Annotated in this window: 14 protein-coding genes; 9 read left to right on the forward strand and 5 right to left on the reverse strand. The window is 61.4% G+C overall.

What is annotated here, in order from left to right:
* Window positions 1-341: 341 nt before the first annotated feature.
* From ntrC to glnA, 3 genes are all read right to left on the reverse strand, one after another.
* On the reverse strand, window positions 342-1,778 hold the full coding sequence (ntrC, locus tag AC07XM_RS07630) for a nitrogen regulation protein NR(I) (RefSeq protein ID WP_016489594.1): 1,437 nt from the start codon (window positions 1,776-1,778) through the stop codon (window positions 342-344).
* On the reverse strand, window positions 1,775-2,860 hold the full coding sequence (glnL, locus tag AC07XM_RS07635; protein WP_016489593.1) for a nitrogen regulation protein NR(II): 1,086 nt from the start codon (window positions 2,858-2,860) through the stop codon (window positions 1,775-1,777). Before glnL ends, ntrC begins: the two co-directional genes overlap by 4 nt.
* A gap of 356 nt (window positions 2,861-3,216) precedes the next feature.
* The gene (glnA, locus tag AC07XM_RS07640) at window positions 3,217-4,623 is read right to left on the reverse strand and encodes a type I glutamate--ammonia ligase (RefSeq protein ID WP_016489592.1); all 1,407 of its coding nucleotides are present in this window, start codon (window positions 4,621-4,623) and stop codon (window positions 3,217-3,219) included.
* A 469-nt stretch (window positions 4,624-5,092) separates the two neighbouring features.
* Between glnA and thiI the strand changes: the two genes are divergently transcribed.
* Both thiI and typA read left to right on the forward strand, forming a co-directional pair.
* Window positions 5,093-6,547 carry a tRNA uracil 4-sulfurtransferase ThiI gene (thiI, locus tag AC07XM_RS07645; RefSeq protein ID WP_102689455.1) on the forward strand — a complete coding sequence of 485 codons (1,455 nt, stop codon included), beginning with the start codon at window positions 5,093-5,095 and terminating at the stop codon, window positions 6,545-6,547.
* Window positions 6,548-6,675: 128 nt separating this feature from the next.
* The gene (typA, locus tag AC07XM_RS07650; protein ID WP_016489590.1) at window positions 6,676-8,499 is read left to right on the forward strand and encodes a translational GTPase TypA; all 1,824 of its coding nucleotides are present in this window, start codon (window positions 6,676-6,678) and stop codon (window positions 8,497-8,499) included.
* A 122-nt stretch (window positions 8,500-8,621) separates the two neighbouring features.
* On the opposite strand, the gene AC07XM_RS07655 is transcribed toward typA, so the two are convergent.
* Window positions 8,622-9,026, reverse strand: a complete 405-nt coding sequence (locus tag AC07XM_RS07655) for a YkgJ family cysteine cluster protein (protein WP_049870388.1) — start codon at window positions 9,024-9,026, stop codon at window positions 8,622-8,624.
* 184 nt (window positions 9,027-9,210) lie between these two features.
* Between AC07XM_RS07655 and AC07XM_RS07660 the strand changes: the two genes are divergently transcribed.
* The 5 genes from AC07XM_RS07660 (at window position 9,211) to AC07XM_RS07680 (ending at window position 14,592) form a co-directional block, all read left to right on the forward strand.
* Window positions 9,211-11,661, forward strand: a complete 2,451-nt coding sequence (locus AC07XM_RS07660; protein WP_016489588.1) for a glycogen/starch/alpha-glucan phosphorylase — start codon at window positions 9,211-9,213, stop codon at window positions 11,659-11,661.
* 269 nt (window positions 11,662-11,930) lie between these two features.
* Window positions 11,931-12,941, forward strand: coding sequence for a class 1 fructose-bisphosphatase (locus AC07XM_RS07665; RefSeq protein ID WP_012274595.1), 1,011 nt, complete (start codon window positions 11,931-11,933; stop codon window positions 12,939-12,941).
* Between the two features lie 3 nt (window positions 12,942-12,944).
* Entirely contained in the window at window positions 12,945-13,541 is a 597-nt protein-coding gene (locus AC07XM_RS07670; protein ID WP_016489587.1) for a DUF924 family protein, read from the forward strand.
* 227 nt (window positions 13,542-13,768) lie between these two features.
* Window positions 13,769-14,023: an outer membrane protein assembly factor BamE domain-containing protein gene (gene bamE, locus AC07XM_RS07675; RefSeq protein ID WP_003249234.1), complete on the forward strand. Its 255-nt coding sequence runs from the start codon at window positions 13,769-13,771 to the stop codon at window positions 14,021-14,023.
* Window positions 14,020-14,592: a lipocalin family protein gene (locus AC07XM_RS07680; RefSeq protein ID WP_016489586.1), complete on the forward strand. Its 573-nt coding sequence runs from the start codon at window positions 14,020-14,022 to the stop codon at window positions 14,590-14,592. The genes bamE and AC07XM_RS07680 overlap by 4 nt, the downstream gene beginning before the upstream one ends.
* A 116-nt stretch (window positions 14,593-14,708) precedes the next feature.
* On the opposite strand, the gene AC07XM_RS07685 is transcribed toward AC07XM_RS07680, so the two are convergent.
* The gene (locus tag AC07XM_RS07685) at window positions 14,709-16,073 is read right to left on the reverse strand and encodes a formimidoylglutamate deiminase (protein WP_095116394.1); all 1,365 of its coding nucleotides are present in this window, start codon (window positions 16,071-16,073) and stop codon (window positions 14,709-14,711) included.
* A 144-nt stretch (window positions 16,074-16,217) separates the two neighbouring features.
* Here AC07XM_RS07685 and hutC point away from each other — a divergent pair, with 144 nt between their 5' ends.
* Window positions 16,218-16,928, forward strand: a complete 711-nt coding sequence (gene hutC, locus AC07XM_RS07690) for a histidine utilization transcriptional repressor HutC (RefSeq protein ID WP_172455918.1) — start codon at window positions 16,218-16,220, stop codon at window positions 16,926-16,928.
* Window positions 16,925-17,497, forward strand: a complete 573-nt coding sequence (locus tag AC07XM_RS07695; protein ID WP_016489583.1) for a HutD/Ves family protein — start codon at window positions 16,925-16,927, stop codon at window positions 17,495-17,497. The genes hutC and AC07XM_RS07695 overlap by 4 nt, the downstream gene beginning before the upstream one ends.
* Window positions 17,498-17,547 lie beyond the last annotated feature (50 nt).

Consider the following 17,547-nt stretch of genomic DNA (forward strand, 5'->3'; position numbering starts at 1 on the left):
GGGCGGTGCTGCGAATAAAAGAGGGGTTCACCCGGCCTGCCTGTACCAGGGCCCCCGAAACTGGGTATGTATTAGCTATTGCAGGGGGCGTGCCAATTTTGCAAAGCCCGTGAATGTTGGGCTTTGAGGGGGATTTGGCCGAGTTTTGAGGGGGTTTGTGCCTTCCAGCGGTGCATCGGGCACAGGATCGGTGCATCGGGGCTGAAATAGCTGGGGCCGCTTTGCGGCCCTTTCGCGGCACAAGGCCGCTCCTACAGGAGAACGCGAACCCCTGTGGGAGCGGCCTTGTGCCGCGAAAGGGCTGCAAAGCAGCCCCGGGAGATTACGGGTTTACCGATAAGTCAGTGCTCGTCACCTTCCTCGTCATCCCCACCCGCCACGTTCATCCCCAGCTCCTTGATCTTGCGCGTCAGGGTATTACGCCCCCAACCCAGCAACAGGGCCGCATCCCGGCGCCGTCCGGCGGTGTGCTTGAGCGCCGTCTCGATCATGATCCGTTCAAAACTCGGCACCGCGCTGTCCAGCAGGTTCGACTGCCCGCGTGCCAGCGCCTGGTCGGCCCACTGGCGCAGGGCCTGCTCCCAGTTGGTGACCGGTGCAGCATCCTGTGGCAGGTTCAGCAGCTCGGGGGGCAGGTCGCCAATCAGCACCTCGCGGCTGGAGGCCATCACGGTGATCCAGCGGCAGGTGTTTTCCATCTGCCGCACATTGCCCGGCCATGGCAGGTTGCGGATGAACTCTTCGGTTTCCGGTTTCAGAATCTTCGGCTCGACGGCCAGCTCCTGAGCGGCCCGGGCAAGGAAGTGGCGGGCGAGGGCAGGGATATCCTCGCGACGGTCGGCCAGCCGCGGAATGTGGATGCGGATCACGTTCAGGCGGTGGAACAAGTCCTCACGGAACTTGCCCGCCTGCACCAGCGACTCCAGGTTCTGGTGAGTCGCAGCAATGATGCGCACGTCGACCTTGACCGGCACATGCCCGCCAACGCGATAGAACTCGCCATCGGCCAGTACCCGCAGCAGGCGGGTCTGGGTGTCGGCGGGCATGTCACCGATTTCGTCGAGGAACAAGGTGCCGCCATCGGCCTGTTCAAAGCGGCCCCGGCGCAGGTTGGCAGCACCGGTGAAAGCCCCTTTTTCATGGCCGAACAGCTCGGACTCCATCAGGTCCTTGGGGATGGCCGCCATGTTCAGGGCAATGAACGGCGACGCCGCACGCGGGCTGTGGCGGTGCAGGGCATGGGCGACCAGCTCTTTGCCGGTGCCGGACTCGCCGTTGATCAGTACGGTGATGTTGGAATGGCTAAGGCGGCCGATGGCGCGGAACACCTCTTGCATTGCCGGGGCTTCACCGATGATCTCCGGGGTGCGTGCCAGATTCTGTGGCACATCCAGGCCTTGCTGCTCTTGGGCATGCTGGTTGGCGCGCTTGACGAGCGAGACGGCCTCGTCCACATCGAACGGCTTGGGCAGGTACTCGAAAGCACCGCCCTGGTACGACGCCACGGCGCTGTCGAGGTCGGAATGGGCGGTCATGATGATGACCGGCAGGCGCGGGTGGTGTTCGCGGATCTGTGCCAGCAGGTCGAGACCGCTGGCGCCCGGCATGCGGATGTCGGAAATGATCACGTCCGGCTGCTGGCGTGCCAGGCGGCCCATCACGCCATCTGCGCTGTCGAAGCTCTGGGTGGTCATGCCTTCTTGTTGCAGGGCTTTTTCCAGGACCCAGCGGATGGAGCGATCATCGTCGACGATCCATACGGTTTCACTTCGGCTCATGAGGCGGTGGCTCCTTGTTCCAGGGGCAGGTAGATCGAGAAGGCGGTGTGGCCTGCGTGGCTTTCGCACTCGATCAGGCCCTGGTGCTGGCTGATGATGTTCTGGGTAATGGCCAGGCCCAGCCCGGTACCGTCCGGGCGGCCACTGACCATGGGATAGAAGAGGGTGTCTTGCAGTTCCGGTGGAATGCCCGGGCCGTTATCGATGATCTCCACCCGCGCGACCAGGCGATGGCGAACATGGCCGATGGTGAACTGGCGCAAGGCGCGGCTGCGCAGGGTGATGCGGCCCAGGCGCAGTTCGTTCTGCGAACTGATCGCCTGCATGGCGTTACGCACGATGTTGAGCACGGCCTGGATCATCTGCTCGCGGTCGATCAGCACGTCCGGCAGGCTTGGGTCGTAATCGCGCACCAAAGTGATGCAGCCCTGGCTTTCGGCGTCGACCAGGCTGCAGACCCGCTCCAGCACTTCGTGGATGTTGGTCATGGCCAGCGATGGCAGTTTGTTCGAGCCGAGCATGCGGTCGACCAGGTTGCGCAGGCGGTCGGCCTCTTCGATGATTACGTTGGTGTAGTCGCGCAGGCCTTCTTCGGGTAGCTCGCGGGCCAGCAACTGGGCCGCGCCGCGAATGCCGCCAAGGGGGTTCTTGATTTCGTGGGCCAGGCCGCGCACCAGCATCTTGGTGGTTTCCTGCTTGCTCAGCTGGGCCTCTTCCTTGGTGATGCGCAACAGCCGGTCGCGGGGGTGCACCTCCAGCAACAGCAGGGTCTGGCCCTGGTTGAGGATGGGCGTTACCGCATAGTCCACGGTGATGGTCTGCCCGGTCAGCGAGGTGAGCTGCGCTTCGCGCTTGGTGAACGGGTGCGCCTGCTCGACGGCCTGGCGCAACGAGCTGAGCGCCTCGGTCGATTCGGTAAACAGCTCGCTGATGAACTGCCCATGGCTACGTTGACCACTGACGGCCAGCAGCATTTCCGCGGCCGGGTTCATGTATTCCAGGCGCAGCTCGGCGTTGAGCAGCAACGTGGCGGTGGTCAGGTTGTCCAGAAGCAGACGGTGCTGCGCATCGCTGATGGTCATAAGGCGTCGTTGACCTCTTTTGGCGCTTGCCTGGCATTTCTTTGGCCAGGGCCGGGCTCGGGGTGCATCGGCTGATGCGTGTCTCTCCGCAGAAAAAATGCAAGAAACAAACCAAAGCTCCGAAAAGAAGCGGGATTTGCCGATAAAGGCCTGGATCTGCGCAAATTCGGATCAGAAAGTCTTGATGAAACGTTTAATGTGAACCAGATTGGGGAGCAAATCGGGGCACTGTACTCAATCTTGCACCAAGATAGAGCATAGCGTGGCGGGCGAGGGTTCTGCGTGTGGCGCAAACGAAAACGGCCTCCCGAAGGAGGCCGTCTTGATCATGTCATCGGCGCGAAGCGGCGATCAGATCAGCAGCTGTAGTACAGCTCGTATTCCAGCGGGTGCACGAAGGTACGGACCTTGATCTCTTCTTCCGACTTCAGTTCGATGAAGGCATCGATGAAGTCGTCGGAGAACACGCCGCCCTTGGTCAGGAACGCACGGCCTTTGTCCAGCTCTTCCAGGGCTTCTTTCAGGCTGCCGCAGACTTGCGGAATGTCCTTGGCCTCTTCTGGTGGCAGGTCGTACAGGTTCTTGTCGGCAGCATCGCCTGGGTGAATCTTGTTCTGGATGCCGTCCAGGCCGGCCATCAGCAGGGCCGCGAAGGCCAGGTACGGGTTGGCCGATGGGTCCGGGAAGCGTGCTTCGATACGGCGGGCTTTCGGGCTGCCGACGTAAGGAATACGGATCGAGGCGGAACGGTTGCGAGCCGAGTAGGCCAGCATTACCGGAGCTTCGAAGCCTGGGACCAGACGCTTGTAGGAGTTGGTCGACGGGTTGGTGAAGCCGTTCAGGGCCTTACCGTGCTTGATGATACCGCCGATGAAGTACAGGGCGGTGTCGGACAGGCCGGCATAGCCTTCACCCGAGAAGGTGTTCTTGCCGTCTTTCCAGATCGACATGTGCACGTGCATGCCCGAACCGTTGTCGCCGTACAGTGGCTTCGGCATGAAGGTAGCGGTACGGCCGTAAGCGTCGGCAACGTTGTGCACGACGTATTTCAGGGCCTGTACTTCGTCAGCTTTCTTCACCAGGGTGTTGAACTTGACGCCGATTTCGTTCTGGCCGGCAGTCGCCACTTCGTGGTGGTGAACTTCAACGGTCTGACCCATTTCTTCCAGTGCGTTGCACATGGCAGTACGGATTTCGTGGTCGTGGTCGAACGGCGGAACAGGGAAGTAGCCGCCTTTCACGCCTGGACGGTGGCCTTTGTTGCCGCCTTCCACGTCAGCGCCGGTCATCCACGAGCCTTGCTCGGAGAAGATCTTGAACATCGAGCCGGAGATGTCCGAGTGGAACTTCACTTCGTCAAAGATGAAGAACTCTGGCTCCGGGCCTGCGAATACGGTGTCACCGATGCCGGTGCTCTTCAGGTACTCTTCGGCGCGCTTGGCGATCGCACGTGGGTCGCGATCGTAGCCCTGCATGCTCGACGGGTCGACGATGTCGCAGGTGATGATCAGGGTTGGTTCTTCGGTGAACGGGTCCAGCACGGCGGTGTCGTCGACCGGCATCAGGATCATGTCGGACGCTTCGATGCCTTTCCAGCCAGCGATGGAGGAGCCGTCGAACATCTTGCCGACTTCGAAGAAGTCTTCGTCCAGCGCATCACGCGACGGCATGGTCACGTGGTGCTGAATGCCTTTGGTGTCCGTGAAACGCAGATCAATCCACTTGACGTCATGATCTTTGATGAGTTGAACCGACTTCGACATGTTGTCCTCCGGATGGTCTAGAGCGCGGTGGGCCGCTGCCCTGGAAAAAGGGTGTTGCCGGGCGCGGATAGTCGGCCAAGCTTACCTGCCTCACAAGGGAGCAAATTGCATGCCAGTGCCCGAAAATGGCGAGGGTGGGATAAAAGCAGGCGTTTGCGGGCATTTGGCGGTGGGTTGGCGGGGAAAAGTGCACCCTTACGATGCGGTTTTTGGCATCAACGCACCAATAGGGTGCATTGGTTGGCTGTGTGCTTCCTTTAAGGGCCTCATCGCCGGCAAGCCAGCTCCCACTGAGAGGGCGCAGGTCTTGAGGCCCGCCGAAGTCCTGTGGGAGCTGGCTTGCCGGCGAGGAGGCCAGTACAGGCAATATAAATCCAACCTTCTGTACAAAAGTTGGTCAAATCCTGAGCAGTTTCCGCTATAATTCGCGCCCCACATTTTCGGCAGGCCCTGCGCGCGCTGTTAACCAATGAAACTTATCGTCAAAGTCTTCCCAGAAATCACCATCAAGAGCCGGCCGGTGCGCAAGCGCTTCATCCGTCAGCTCGCCAAGAACATCCGCAACGTGCTCAAGGACCTCGATCCTGAGCTCGCGGTCGATGGTGTCTGGGACAATCTCGAAGTGGTCACCCGCATCGAAGACGAAAAAGTCCAGCGCGAGATGATCGAACGCCTCACCTGCACCCCGGGTATCACCCATTTCCTGCAGGTAGAGGAATACCCGCTGGGTGACTTCGATGACATCGTTGCCAAGTGCAAGCAGCACTTCGGCCACCTGCTGGCCGGCAAGCACTTTGCCGTGCGCTGCAAGCGCGGGGGCCACCATGACTTCACCTCGATGGACGTCGACCGTTACGTCGGCAGCCAGCTGCGCCAACAGTGTGGCGCGGCCGGCATCGAGCTGAAGAAGCCTGAAGTGCTGGTGCGCATCGAAATCCGCAACCAGCGCCTGTACGTGATCCACAACCAGCACCAGGGGATCGGCGGCTACCCGCTGGGCGCCCTGGAGCAGACCTTGGTACTGATGTCCGGTGGCTTCGACTCCACCGTGGCAGCCTACCAGATGATGCGCCGTGGCCTGATGACCCACTTCTGCTTCTTCAACCTTGGCGGCCGTGCCCACGAGCTGGGCGTTATGGAAGTGGCCCACTACCTGTGGAAGAAGTACGGCAGCAGCCAGCGCGTGCTGTTCATCAGCGTGCCGTTCGAAGAAGTGGTCGGCGAGATCCTCAACAAGGTCGACAACAGCTACATGGGCGTGACCCTCAAGCGCATGATGCTGCGCGGTGCCGCGCACATGGCTGACCGCCTGGAAATCGATGCCCTGGTCACGGGCGAGGCCATTTCCCAGGTGTCCAGCCAGACCCTGCCGAACCTGTCGATCATCGACTCGGCCACCGACAAGCTGGTGCTGCGCCCGCTGCTGGCCAGCCACAAGCAGGACATCATCGACCAGGCCACCGAAATCGGCACCGCCGACTTCGCCAAGCACATGCCAGAATACTGCGGCGTGATTTCGGTAAACCCGACCACTCACGCCAAGCGCCACCGCATTGAGCATGAAGAGAAGCAGTTCGACATGGCCGTGCTGGAGCGCGCCCTGGAGCGCGCCAAGCTGATCTCCATCGACCATGTGATCGACGAGCTGGGCAAGGATGTCGAAATCGAGGAAGTGGCCGAGGCGCTGTCGGGCCAGATCGTCATCGACATTCGTCACCCCGATGCCCAGGAAGACGAACCCCTGGTGCTGGACGGTATCGAAGTCCAGGCCATGCCGTTTTATGCCATCAACAGCAAGTTCAAGCACCTGGACCCCACGCGCCAGTACTTGCTGTATTGCGACAAGGGTGTGATGAGCCGTTTGCACGCACACCATCTGCTCAGTGAGGGACATGCCAATGTGCGTGTTTATCGTCCGACATAAGACGCCGGGGCTGTATGGCGGCAGTATCCGCCATCGCCCTCCCGACCACCGGGCCCGCTGAGCCTTAAACAGTACATATTGGCCGCCTACACTGGGCGGCAACCGAATCCTCTGATCGAGATACACTTGTGATCGAAAATCTGCGTAACATCGCCATCATCGCCCACGTTGACCATGGTAAAACCACCCTGGTCGACAAACTCCTGCGTCAGTCCGGCACTCTGGAGCGTAACGAGCTCAACGACGAGCGCGTCATGGACTCCAACGACCAGGAAAAAGAGCGCGGTATTACCATTCTGGCGAAAAACACCGCCATCAACTGGAACGGCTACCACATCAACATCGTCGACACCCCCGGCCACGCCGACTTCGGTGGCGAGGTTGAGCGTGTAATGTCGATGGTCGATTCCGTGCTGCTGCTGGTCGACGCTCAAGACGGCCCTATGCCGCAAACCCGCTTCGTGACCAAGAAGGCTTTCGAAGCTGGCCTGAAGCCAATCGTCGTGATCAACAAGGTTGACCGCCCGGGCGCGCGTCCTGATTGGGTTCTGGACCAGATCTTCGACCTGTTCGACAACCTCGGCGCTACCGACGAGCAGCTGGACTTCAAAGTGGTCTACGCTTCGGCCCTGAACGGCATTGCCGGTCTGGACCACACCGAAATGGGCGAAGACATGACTGCCCTGTACCAGGCTGTCATCGACCACGTTCCAGCGCCAGCTGTTGACCGTGACGGCCCGTTCCAGATGCAGATCTCTGCACTGGACTACAACAGCTTCCTGGGTGTTATCGGCGTTGGCCGTATTGCCCGTGGCCGCATCAAGCCGAATACCCCGGTTGTCGCCATCGACGCTGACGGCAAAAAGCGTAACGGCCGTATCCTCAAGCTGATGGGTCACCACGGCCTGCACCGCGTCGACGTTGAAGAAGCCCAGGCTGGCGACATCGTTTGCATCAGCGGTTTCGACGAGCTGTTCATCTCCGACACCCTGTGCGACCCGACCGCCGTTGAGGCGATGAAGCCGCTGACCGTTGACGAGCCAACCGTTTCGATGACCTTCCAGGTCAACGACTCGCCGTTCTGCGGCAAGGAAGGCAAGTTCGTCACCAGCCGTAACATCAAGGACCGTCTGGACAAAGAGCTGCTGTACAACGTAGCCCTGCGCGTTGAAGAAACCGATTCCCCAGACAAGTTCAAGGTCTCGGGCCGTGGCGAGCTGCACCTGTCGGTACTGATCGAAACCATGCGTCGCGAAGGCTTCGAGCTGGCCCTGGGCCGCCCAGAAGTAATCATTCGCGAAGTAGACGGCGTCAAGCAAGAGCCGTTCGAAAACGTCACCATCGACATCCCTGAAGAATCCCAGGGCAAGGTCATGGAAGAAATGGGTCTGCGTAAAGGCGACCTGACCAACATGGTCCCGGATGGCAAGGGCCGTGTTCGCCTGGAATACAACATCCCGGCGCGTGGTCTGATCGGTTTCCGTAACCAGTTCCTGACCCTGACCAACGGTGCAGGCATCCTGACCTCGATCTTCGACCGCTATGACGCTGTGAAGTCCGGCCACATGTCCGGCCGTCAGAACGGCGTACTGGTTTCGGTCGAAACCGGCAAGGCGCTGACCTACTCGCTGGAAACCCTGCAGGCGCGTGGCAAGCTGTTTGTCGAGCACGGTCAGGAGATCTACAACGGTCAGATCATCGGCCAGAACAGCCGCGACAACGACCTGGGCGTCAACCCTACCAAGGGCAAGAAGCTCGACAACATGCGTGCTTCGGGTAAAGACGAAGTCATCGCCCTGGTTCCGCCTGTTCGCTTCACCCTGGAACAGGCTCTGGAATACATCCAGGAAGACGAGCTGTGCGAAGTAACGCCGAAGTCCATCCGTCTTCGCAAGAAGATCCTGGACGAAAGCGAGCGTACCCGCGCTGCCAAGAAAGCCAAGAACAGCTAAGTTAGCTTTGGCTGAATGAAAACGCCCCCGGTCGAAAGGCCGGGGGCGTTTTTTTATGCCTTCAGGATTTGTGTTGGCCCCTTCGCGGGCTTGCCCGCGAAGAGGCCCTTGAAGCCTGACGATCAGCGCCCGACCACCTTGGGCTTATAGGCGCAATACCCCGGCCGCGGCCCGACCTTGGGGTGGTTGCGGCAGGTATCCGGGCGCTTGTCATAAATGGTGCACAGCCGGCTTTTACGATCCAGATACATGCAGTCATCGTTGCTCATCCGGGTCAGGGTGAAGATCCCTGACTTCTGGTTGAAGCGCTCGATGATGCCTTCCTTCTGCAAGCGTTTAGCCACGTTTTTGGGGGGTTCGTCTTTCTCGAACTCGTCCACCACGCCGATACGGATCAGATCCTTGATCTTCACCTCTACCGGCAGGGTGCAGCAGGTCGAATGGCAGCCGTGGCACATGTGGCTGGCGTAGCGCTGCCAAGTCTCCAGGCGGTCGACTTCGGCGGCGGCGATCAGGGTCGTTTTCATCTTTATAGGGTGGATCACGGTCTTGGGGCGCGCGATGATACCGGAATTGCTCAATTTATGAACAACCTTTTGCCGGATTCGCAGAGTCGGCATGAAAACTGCGAACAGTCACTGTCACTCCCTGTCGAAGGGTCTAGTCTGATCAATCTCCCTCCGCTTTCGTCAACTTGCCAGAGGATGCCGCATGTCTCAGGAACCCAAAGCACGTGACGCCGAGGTGGCCGAATTTCGCGCCGCTGTACTGAACAAGCTGACCTACGCGGTCGGCAAGGACCCGGAACATGCGTTCGACCACGACTGGTTCGAGGCCATCGCTCTGGCCGCGCGCGACCACATGGTCGACCACTGGATGGACCACACCCGCCTGGCCTATCGTCGTAGCCAGAAAAGGGTCTATTACCTCTCCCTCGAGTTCCTTATCGGGCGCTTGCTGTACGACAGCCTGAGCAACCTGGGGCTGCTGGACGTCGCCCGTGATGCGCTGGAAGGGCTGGACGTGGACCTGGAGCGCATCCGCCTGCTCGAGCCCGACGCCGCCCTGGGTAACGGGGGTCTCGGCCGCCTGGCTGCGTGCTTCATGGAAAGCATGTCCACCCTGGGCATCGCCGCCCATGGTTACGGCATTCGCTACGAACATGGGTTGTTCCGTCAGGCTGTAGTCGATGGCTGGCAGCAGGAACAGACCGAAAACTGGCTGGACTTCGGTAACCCCTGGGAGTTCGAGCGTGCTGAGGTGATCTACCCGATCAGCTTCGGCGGCAGTGTCGAAACCGTCAACGATGCCAGTGGCAACCAGCGGCAAGTATGGTCGCCGGGCGAAACGGTGCGGGCGGTGGCCTACGACACGCCCGTGGTCGGCTGGCGTGGATCCAGCGTCAACACACTGCGCCTGTGGCGTGCGCGGGCGCTGGAAGAGCTGCACCTGGAGCGCTTCAATGCCGGTGACCACCTGGGGGCCGTGGCCGAAGTGGCGCGGGCCGAGAGCATTTCGCGCGTGCTGTACCCGGCCGACAGCACCGAGGCGGGGCAGGAACTGCGCCTGCGTCAGGAGTACTTCTTTGTGTCGGCTTCGCTGCAGGACTTGCTGCGCCGTCACCTGAACATGCACAAGGACCTGCTCAACCTGCCCGACGCGGCGGCCATCCAGCTCAACGACACACACCCTTCGATTGCCGTTGCCGAGTTGATGCGGCTGCTGGTGGACCAGCATGAAGTGCCCTGGGACAAGGCCTGGGAACTGACTGTTGGCACGCTCGCCTACACCAACCACACCCTGCTGCCCGAAGCCCTGGAAACCTGGCCGGTAGCCCTGATGGAGCGCATGCTGCCGCGGCACATGCAGATCATCTACCTGATCAACGCCTACCATATCGATGCATTGCGGGCCAAAGGCCTGCACGATTTCGACGTGCTGCGCGCGGTGTCGCTGATCGAGGAAGACAATGGGCGCCGGGTGCGCATGGGTAACCTGGCGTTTCTGGGCTCGCACAGCGTCAACGGTGTGTCCGCGCTGCACAGCAAGCTGATGAAGAGCACGGTGTTTTCCGAGCTGCACAAGCTCTACCCGCAACGGATCAACAACAAGACCAACGGCATTACCTTTCGCCGCTGGCTGTACCAGTCAAACCCTCAGCTGACCGAGATGCTGGTCGAAGCGCTCGGGCCGGAACTCAAGGACGACCCTGAAGGGCTTCTGGTTGGCCTGGTGCCATTTGCCGACAAGGCCAGTTTCCGCAAGCAGTTCGCTGCTCAACGGCTGCACAGCAAGCGTGCCCTGGCCAGCATCATCCAGGACCGCATTGGTGTCACGGTGAACCCTGAAGCGCTGTTCGATGTGCAGGTCAAGCGGATCCACGAGTACAAGCGCCAGCTGCTCAACCTGCTGCACACCGTGGCGCTGTATCAGGCCATTCGCAACGATCCCGGCACCAGCTGGGTGCCGCGGGTGAAGATCTTCGCCGGCAAGGCTGCGGCCAGTTACCACCAGGCCAAGCTGATCATCAAGCTGGCCAACGACATTGCCCGGGTGGTGAACAATGACCCGACCGTGCGCGGTCTGCTCAAGGTGGTGTTCCTGCCTAACTACAACGTCAGCCTGGCCGAAAGCATCATCCCGGCGGCCGACCTGTCCGAGCAGATTTCCACCGCAGGTTATGAAGCCTCCGGTACCAGCAACATGAAGTTCGGCCTGAACGGCGCGCTGACCATCGGCACCCTGGACGGTGCCAACGTGGAAATGTGCGAACAGGTGGGTGCCGACAACATGTTCATCTTTGGCCTGACTGCGCAGCAGGTCGAGGCGCGCAAGCGTGCCGGTGATTTTGGTGCAAACGCCGCCATAGCCGCTTCCAACCGCTTGAGCGACGTGTTGCAGGCGATTCGCAGTGGTGTGTTCTCGCCAGACGACCCATCACGCTATACCGGGTTGATCGACGGGCTGGTGGCCTATGACCGCTTCCTGGTGTGTGCCGACTTCGATGCCTACTGGGATGCCCAGCGGCGGGTCGAAGAACTGTGGCACACACCGCAGGAGTGGTGGCGTATGGCCGTGCTGAACACGGCGCGGATGGGCTGGTTCTCGTCGGACCGGACCATTCGCGAATATGCGACCGAGATCTGGAAGGCACTGGATTGAGCATGTGGGGCCGGGTTGCGGCCCATTCGCGGGGCAAGCCCGCTCCCACAGGATCTGCGTTGTCTTGAAGGCAGCGCAAACCTGTGGGAGCGGGCTTGCCCCGCGATTGGACTGTAAAGCAGCTTCACTCGACAGCCGGCCTGGCGCAGGCTGAACTAGCGACCTATTGTGCCGTCTGAGAGCCGTGGCGAGTCTCATTGCTCGCTAGCCTGCCACTCTCCCTGTAAACTGCGGGGGTTTTTACTCCCACAATCCTTTCGGAGCCATACATGTCCCGCGTTACCCTGAGTCGCTATCTGATTGAGCAGACCCGCAGCAACAATACCCCTGCCGATCTGCGCTTCCTGATCGAAGTGGTGGCGCGTGCGTGCAAGGAAATCAGCCATCACGTGTCCAAAGGCGCCCTCGGTGGCGTGCTGGGCAGCATGGGCACTGAAAACGTGCAGGGCGAAGTCCAGAAGAAACTGGACGTGATTTCCAACGATATCCTGCTGGAAGCCAACGAGTGGGGCGGCCACCTGGCCGGCATGGCCTCCGAAGAAATGGACAACGCCTACCAGATTCCGGGCAAGTACCCGAAAGGTGCGTACCTGCTGGTCTTCGACCCATTGGACGGTTCGTCGAACATCGACGTCAACGTCTCGGTCGGTACCATCTTCTCGGTGCTGCGTTGCCCTAACCAGTACCTGAGCCAGAACGAAAGCCTCAACGAAGAAGCCTTCCTGCAGCCAGGCACCGAGCAGGTCGCCGCCGGTTACGCCATCTACGGCCCGCAGACCATGCTGATCCTGACCTTGGGCAACGGCGTCAAGGGCTTCACCCTGGACCGTGAACTGGGCAGCTTCGTCCTGACCCACGAAAACATCCAGGTGCCGGCAACCACCGCCGAATTCGCCATCAACATGTCCAACCAGCGTCACTGGGAAGCCCCGGTACAACGCTACGTGGGCGAACTGCTGGCCGGCGAAACCGGCCCGCTGAAAAAGAACTACAACATGCGCTGGATCGCCTCGATGGTGGCCGATGTGCACCGCATCCTGACCCGTGGCGGTCTGTTCATGTACCCACGTGACGCCCGCGAGCCAAGCAAGCCGGGCAAGCTGCGCCTGATGTACGAAGCCAACCCGATGTCGTTCATTATCGAACAGGCAGGCGGCGCCTCTACCAACGGTTACGATCGCATCCTCGACATCAAGCCAGAGAGCCTGCACCAGCGCGTGTCGGTGATCCTTGGCTCGAAGGAAGAAGTAGAGCGCGTCACCGCCTACCACAAGGAGTAAGTCATGCTCGCACCTTGGCAGCCGTTGCTGGAATGGTGGTTCGGTTGGGGCACCAGTGCCCAGGCCGTGGCTGACGAGAAGAGCACGCTGTGGTTCGGCAAGCACCACGATGCCGATGCCCATGCGCTGTTTGGCGACCTGGTCGAGCACGCCTTGGCGGGCGGGCTCGATGAATGGCAGCAAAGCCCGCAGGGCTGGCTGGGCCTGTTGATCTTGCTGGACCAGTTGCCGCGCATGATCTACCGCGACACGCCGCGCGCCTTCGAGGGCGACCGGCGCGCCCAGGTGGTGGCGATGCAGGGCCTGCAGAAGGGCTGGGACTACCAGTTGCTGCCGATACAGCGTGTGTTCGTGCTGCTGGTGCTTGAGCATGCCGAGGTGCTGGACTGGCAGAACCTGTGTGTCGAGCGCTATCAGTTGTTGCTGGACGAGCAGCCCGAAGCCAGCCGGCGGCTGTTCGAAGGCTTCCTGGACTATGCCGAGCAGCACCAGCGGGTGATTGCCCGGTTTGGTCGCTTCCCGCACCGCAACCTGGTGCTTGAGCGGCCAAGCACCAGCGAAGAGATGGACTTTTTGCTGGAGCCTGGGTCCAGGTTCTGATGCCCACGGGGCCTGCTACGCAGGCCATCGCGATGCGAGGCCGCACCTGCAAGGGTGCGGCCTTTTTATTGGGAAGTGATTAATGCTTTGTGATTAATCGCACAGTAGTGGCCATCCGACCAATGGTGTAGGGGTAAAGTGGGTAGGGCAGGGAACCTGGGAGGGATTTTCCCGTCGAAGGTCACTGCAGGCCACTCGCCTGTTTCCCCTCTTCAGGAGTGTCCTTCATGTCGTTGCGTTCCCTCGCCCTGTTGTCGCTGTGCGTCGTCCTGACTGCCTGCAGCAAGATCAACCAGGAAAACTATTCCAAGATCAAGGCCGGTATGAACAAGGCCGAGGTCGAGCAGTTGCTCGGTACGCCGACCGAGTGCTCTGGCGCGCTGGGCATGAGCAGCTGCACCTGGGGGGACGAGAAGAGCTTCATCAGCGTGCAGTACGCGGCTGACAAGGTGCTGATGTATTCAGGGCAGGGCCTCAAATGAGGCGTCTGTACCTGCTGATGGGGGTATGCCTGGCATTGCTGCTGGGCGGTTGTGCAGGCTCCGTGCATGACCCGCTGGCGCCGAAGACCGCTGGCAACGTCGACCTCAAGCGCTACCAGGGCAAATGGTTCGAGCTGGCGCGCCTGCCCATGCGCTACCAGACCGGCTGCGAGCAGTCCGAGGCGCATTACAACCTCAAGCCTGATGGCACGTTTGGTGTGCTCAACCGCTGCCGCACCATGGGTGATGAGTGGCTGCGTGCCGAGGGGCACGCAAGCATCCAGGAGCCGGGGCACACCGACAAGCTGTGGGTAGAGTTCGATAACTGGTTCACCAAGCTGGTGCCTGGCGTGGCGCGGGGCGAATACTGGATTCTGTACGTGGACGATCGCTACCGCACGGCAGTGGTCGGCAGCCCGGACCGCAAGTACCTGTGGATACTGTCACGCACGCCGACGCTACCGGCCTGGGAGCGCGAGCACCTGCTGGCCAAGGCACGCCAGCAGGGGTATGACACCAGCCGGCTTATCTGGCGGGCGTCCGATCAGCAAATCGTAAAAATGCACTGATTTTTGGGGCCGCTTTGCGGCCCTTTCGCGGCACAAGGCCGCTCCTACAGGGATACGCGTTCCCCTGTAGGAGCGGCCTTGTGCCGCGAAAGGGCTGCAAAGCAGCCCCAATACGCTCACCCCAAGAGCTGCCGCAGCACCCCGGCAAACGCCCGCGCGCTTTCCTCTTCCTGGGCATGCCGCCCCTGGCGCACCACCCATTGCCCATTCACCATCACATCGCGCACCTGGCGATCCCCGCCAGCAAACAGCCAGCGGTTGAGAATGGCATCGCCATCCGCCATGGCGATGTAAGGGTCTTGTCCATCCAGTACCAGCCAGTCGGCGCGCTTGCCCACGGCCAGTTCACCGACCGCTTGGCCCAGTGCCTGTGCACCGCCCGCCAGCGCGGCGTCGTACAGCGTGCGCCCGACCATCGGCTGGTCGCCACGGTACAAGCGGTTGCGTCGTTGGTCCCGCAGCCGCTGGCCATATTCCAGCCAGCGCAGTTCTTCCACCACGCTTAGTGACACATGGCTGTCCGAGCCGATGCCCATGTGCCCGCCCTGGGCCAGGAAGTCCACCGCCGGGAAAATCCCGTCGCCCAGGTTGGCCTCGGTGGTCAGGCACAACCCGGCCACCGCGCCACTGCGGGCCATGGCGGTGACTTCATCCGGCTCGGCATGGGTGGCATGCACCAGGCACCAGCGACGGTCCACATCCACATGCTCGTACAACCATTGCAGCGGGCGCAGGCCGCTCCAGGCCAGGCAGTCGTCCACCTCCTTCTGCTGCTCGGCGATATGGATATGCACCGGGCATTGTTTGTCGCTGGCCGCCAGCACTTCGGCGATCTGCCCCGGCGTCACCGCACGCAGCGAGTGGAAGCACAGGCCCAGTTGCTGCGCAGGTTGCGCGGCCAGCAGCGGGGCCAGTTGCGTTTGCAGTTGCAGGTACTGTTCGGTGGTGTTGATGAAGCGCCGCTGCCCGTCGTTCGGTGCCTGGCCGCCGAACCCGGCGTAGCTGTACAGCACCGGCAACAGGGTCAGGCCAATGCCACTGTCGGCCGCGGCCGTGCTGATGCGGCGGGACAGCTCGGCCGGGTCGGCGTAGGCCGTGCCTGCCTGGTCGTGGTGCACGTAATGGAATTCGGCCACCGAGGTGTAGCCGGCCTTGAGCATTTCGATATACAGCTGGCGGGCGATGACCTGCAACTGGTCTGGGGTGATCTGCCCGACCAGGCGGTACATCAGGTCGCGCCAGGTCCAGAAGCTGTCGTTGGGGTTGCCGGCGACTTCCGCCAAGCCCGCCATGGCACGCTGGAAGGCATGTGAGTGCAAGTTGGGCATACCGGGCAGCAACGGGCCTGCCAGGCGCTCGGCGCCTTCGGCCGAAGCGCCCGGCTCGATGCGGGTCACATGGCCATCGCTGGCGACCTCGATACGGACATGGCGGGCCCAGCCCGTAGGTAGCAGGGCGCGTTCGGCGAAATAGGCGGACATCGGTGAAATCCTGTTATTGTTAACTTGTATATACATATACAGGCGTTTGCCTGCCGGGTAAACTGCGGCAAGCTACCGCTCATTCCATACGCACAAGGATCCAACGCCGTGCCGACACCTCCTGTCTCCGCGCTGGTTGCCCAGATGGGCGAGGGCCCGGCGCCGCTGTACGCCCGGGTCAAACAGATGATCATCCAGCAGATCGACAACGGCAGCTGGCCACCCCATCACCGGGTGCCCTCGGAGAGTGAACTGGTCAACGAACTGGGTTTCAGCCGCATGACCATCAACCGTGCCCTGCGCGAACTCACGGCCGAAGGCCTGCTGGTGCGCATGCAAGGGGTTGGCACTTTCGTAGCCGAGCCCAAGGGCCGTTCGGCGTTGTTCGAAGTCAACAACATTGCCGATGAAATTGCCGCACGCGGCCATCAGCATAGCTGCCAGGTGATCACGCTCACCGAGGAAGCAGCCGGTTCCGAACGGGCCCTGGCCCTGGACATGCGCGAAGGCCAGCGAGTGTTCCACTCGCTGATCGTGCATTTCGAGAACGGTGTGCCGGTGCAGATCGAGGACCGCTACGTCAACGCCGCGATCGCACCCGACTACCTCAAGCAGGATTTCACCCGGCAGACGCCATATGCCTACCTGTCCCAGGTAGCGCCGCTGACCGAGGGTGAGCACGTGGTCGAAGCCATCCTGGCAGAGCCGGAAGAATGTCGCCTGCTGCAGATCGAGCGGGGCGAACCATGCCTGCTCATTCGCCGCCGTACCTGGTCCGGTCGCCAGCCGGTGACCGCTGCACGGCTGATCCACCCCGGTTCCCGTCATCGCCTGGAAGGACGTTTCAGCAAATGAGCCAGTTGCAGTTGTTGCGCGCGCAGGATTACCCGCGCATGCCGTGGAAGAACGGTGGCGGTTTCACCGAAGAGATCACCCGCGACAGTGGTGAGGGCCTGGACGGTTTTGGCTGGCGCCTGTCGATTGCCGATATCGAAGAGTCTGGCGGCTTTTCCACCTTCGCCGGTTACCAGCGGATCATCACAGTGCTGCAGGGCGATGGTATGCGGCTGTTGGTCGATGACCAACCCAGCCGGCCGTTGCTGCCGTTCGATGCCTTTGCCTTCGGCGGTGAGAGCCAGGTCAGCTGCAAGCTGCTGGGTGGGGCGATCCGCGATTTCAACCTGATCTATGCACCGCAGCGGTACCGGGCGCGGTTGCAGTGGTTCGATGGCACAAGCCGCTTGTACAGCTCGGCGTCGACGGTGCTGTTGTTTGCTGCCAGCAGCCACGTGGAAGTGACCATGGCGGGGCGTGAGGTGCAGCGGTTGGGGTTGTATGACTGCCTGCGCCTGGAGGGCAACGATGAGTTGCTTGGGTTGGAGGTTCAGGGGCGGTTTTGCTTGATTGAGCTCATTTCTCGCTGATGGGCTTGGCGATACATTTTCATCGCCTGTGAGATCGAGCGCCGCCCGCG

It is taken from the genome of Pseudomonas sp. GW460-LB5 (assembly GCF_059423245.1).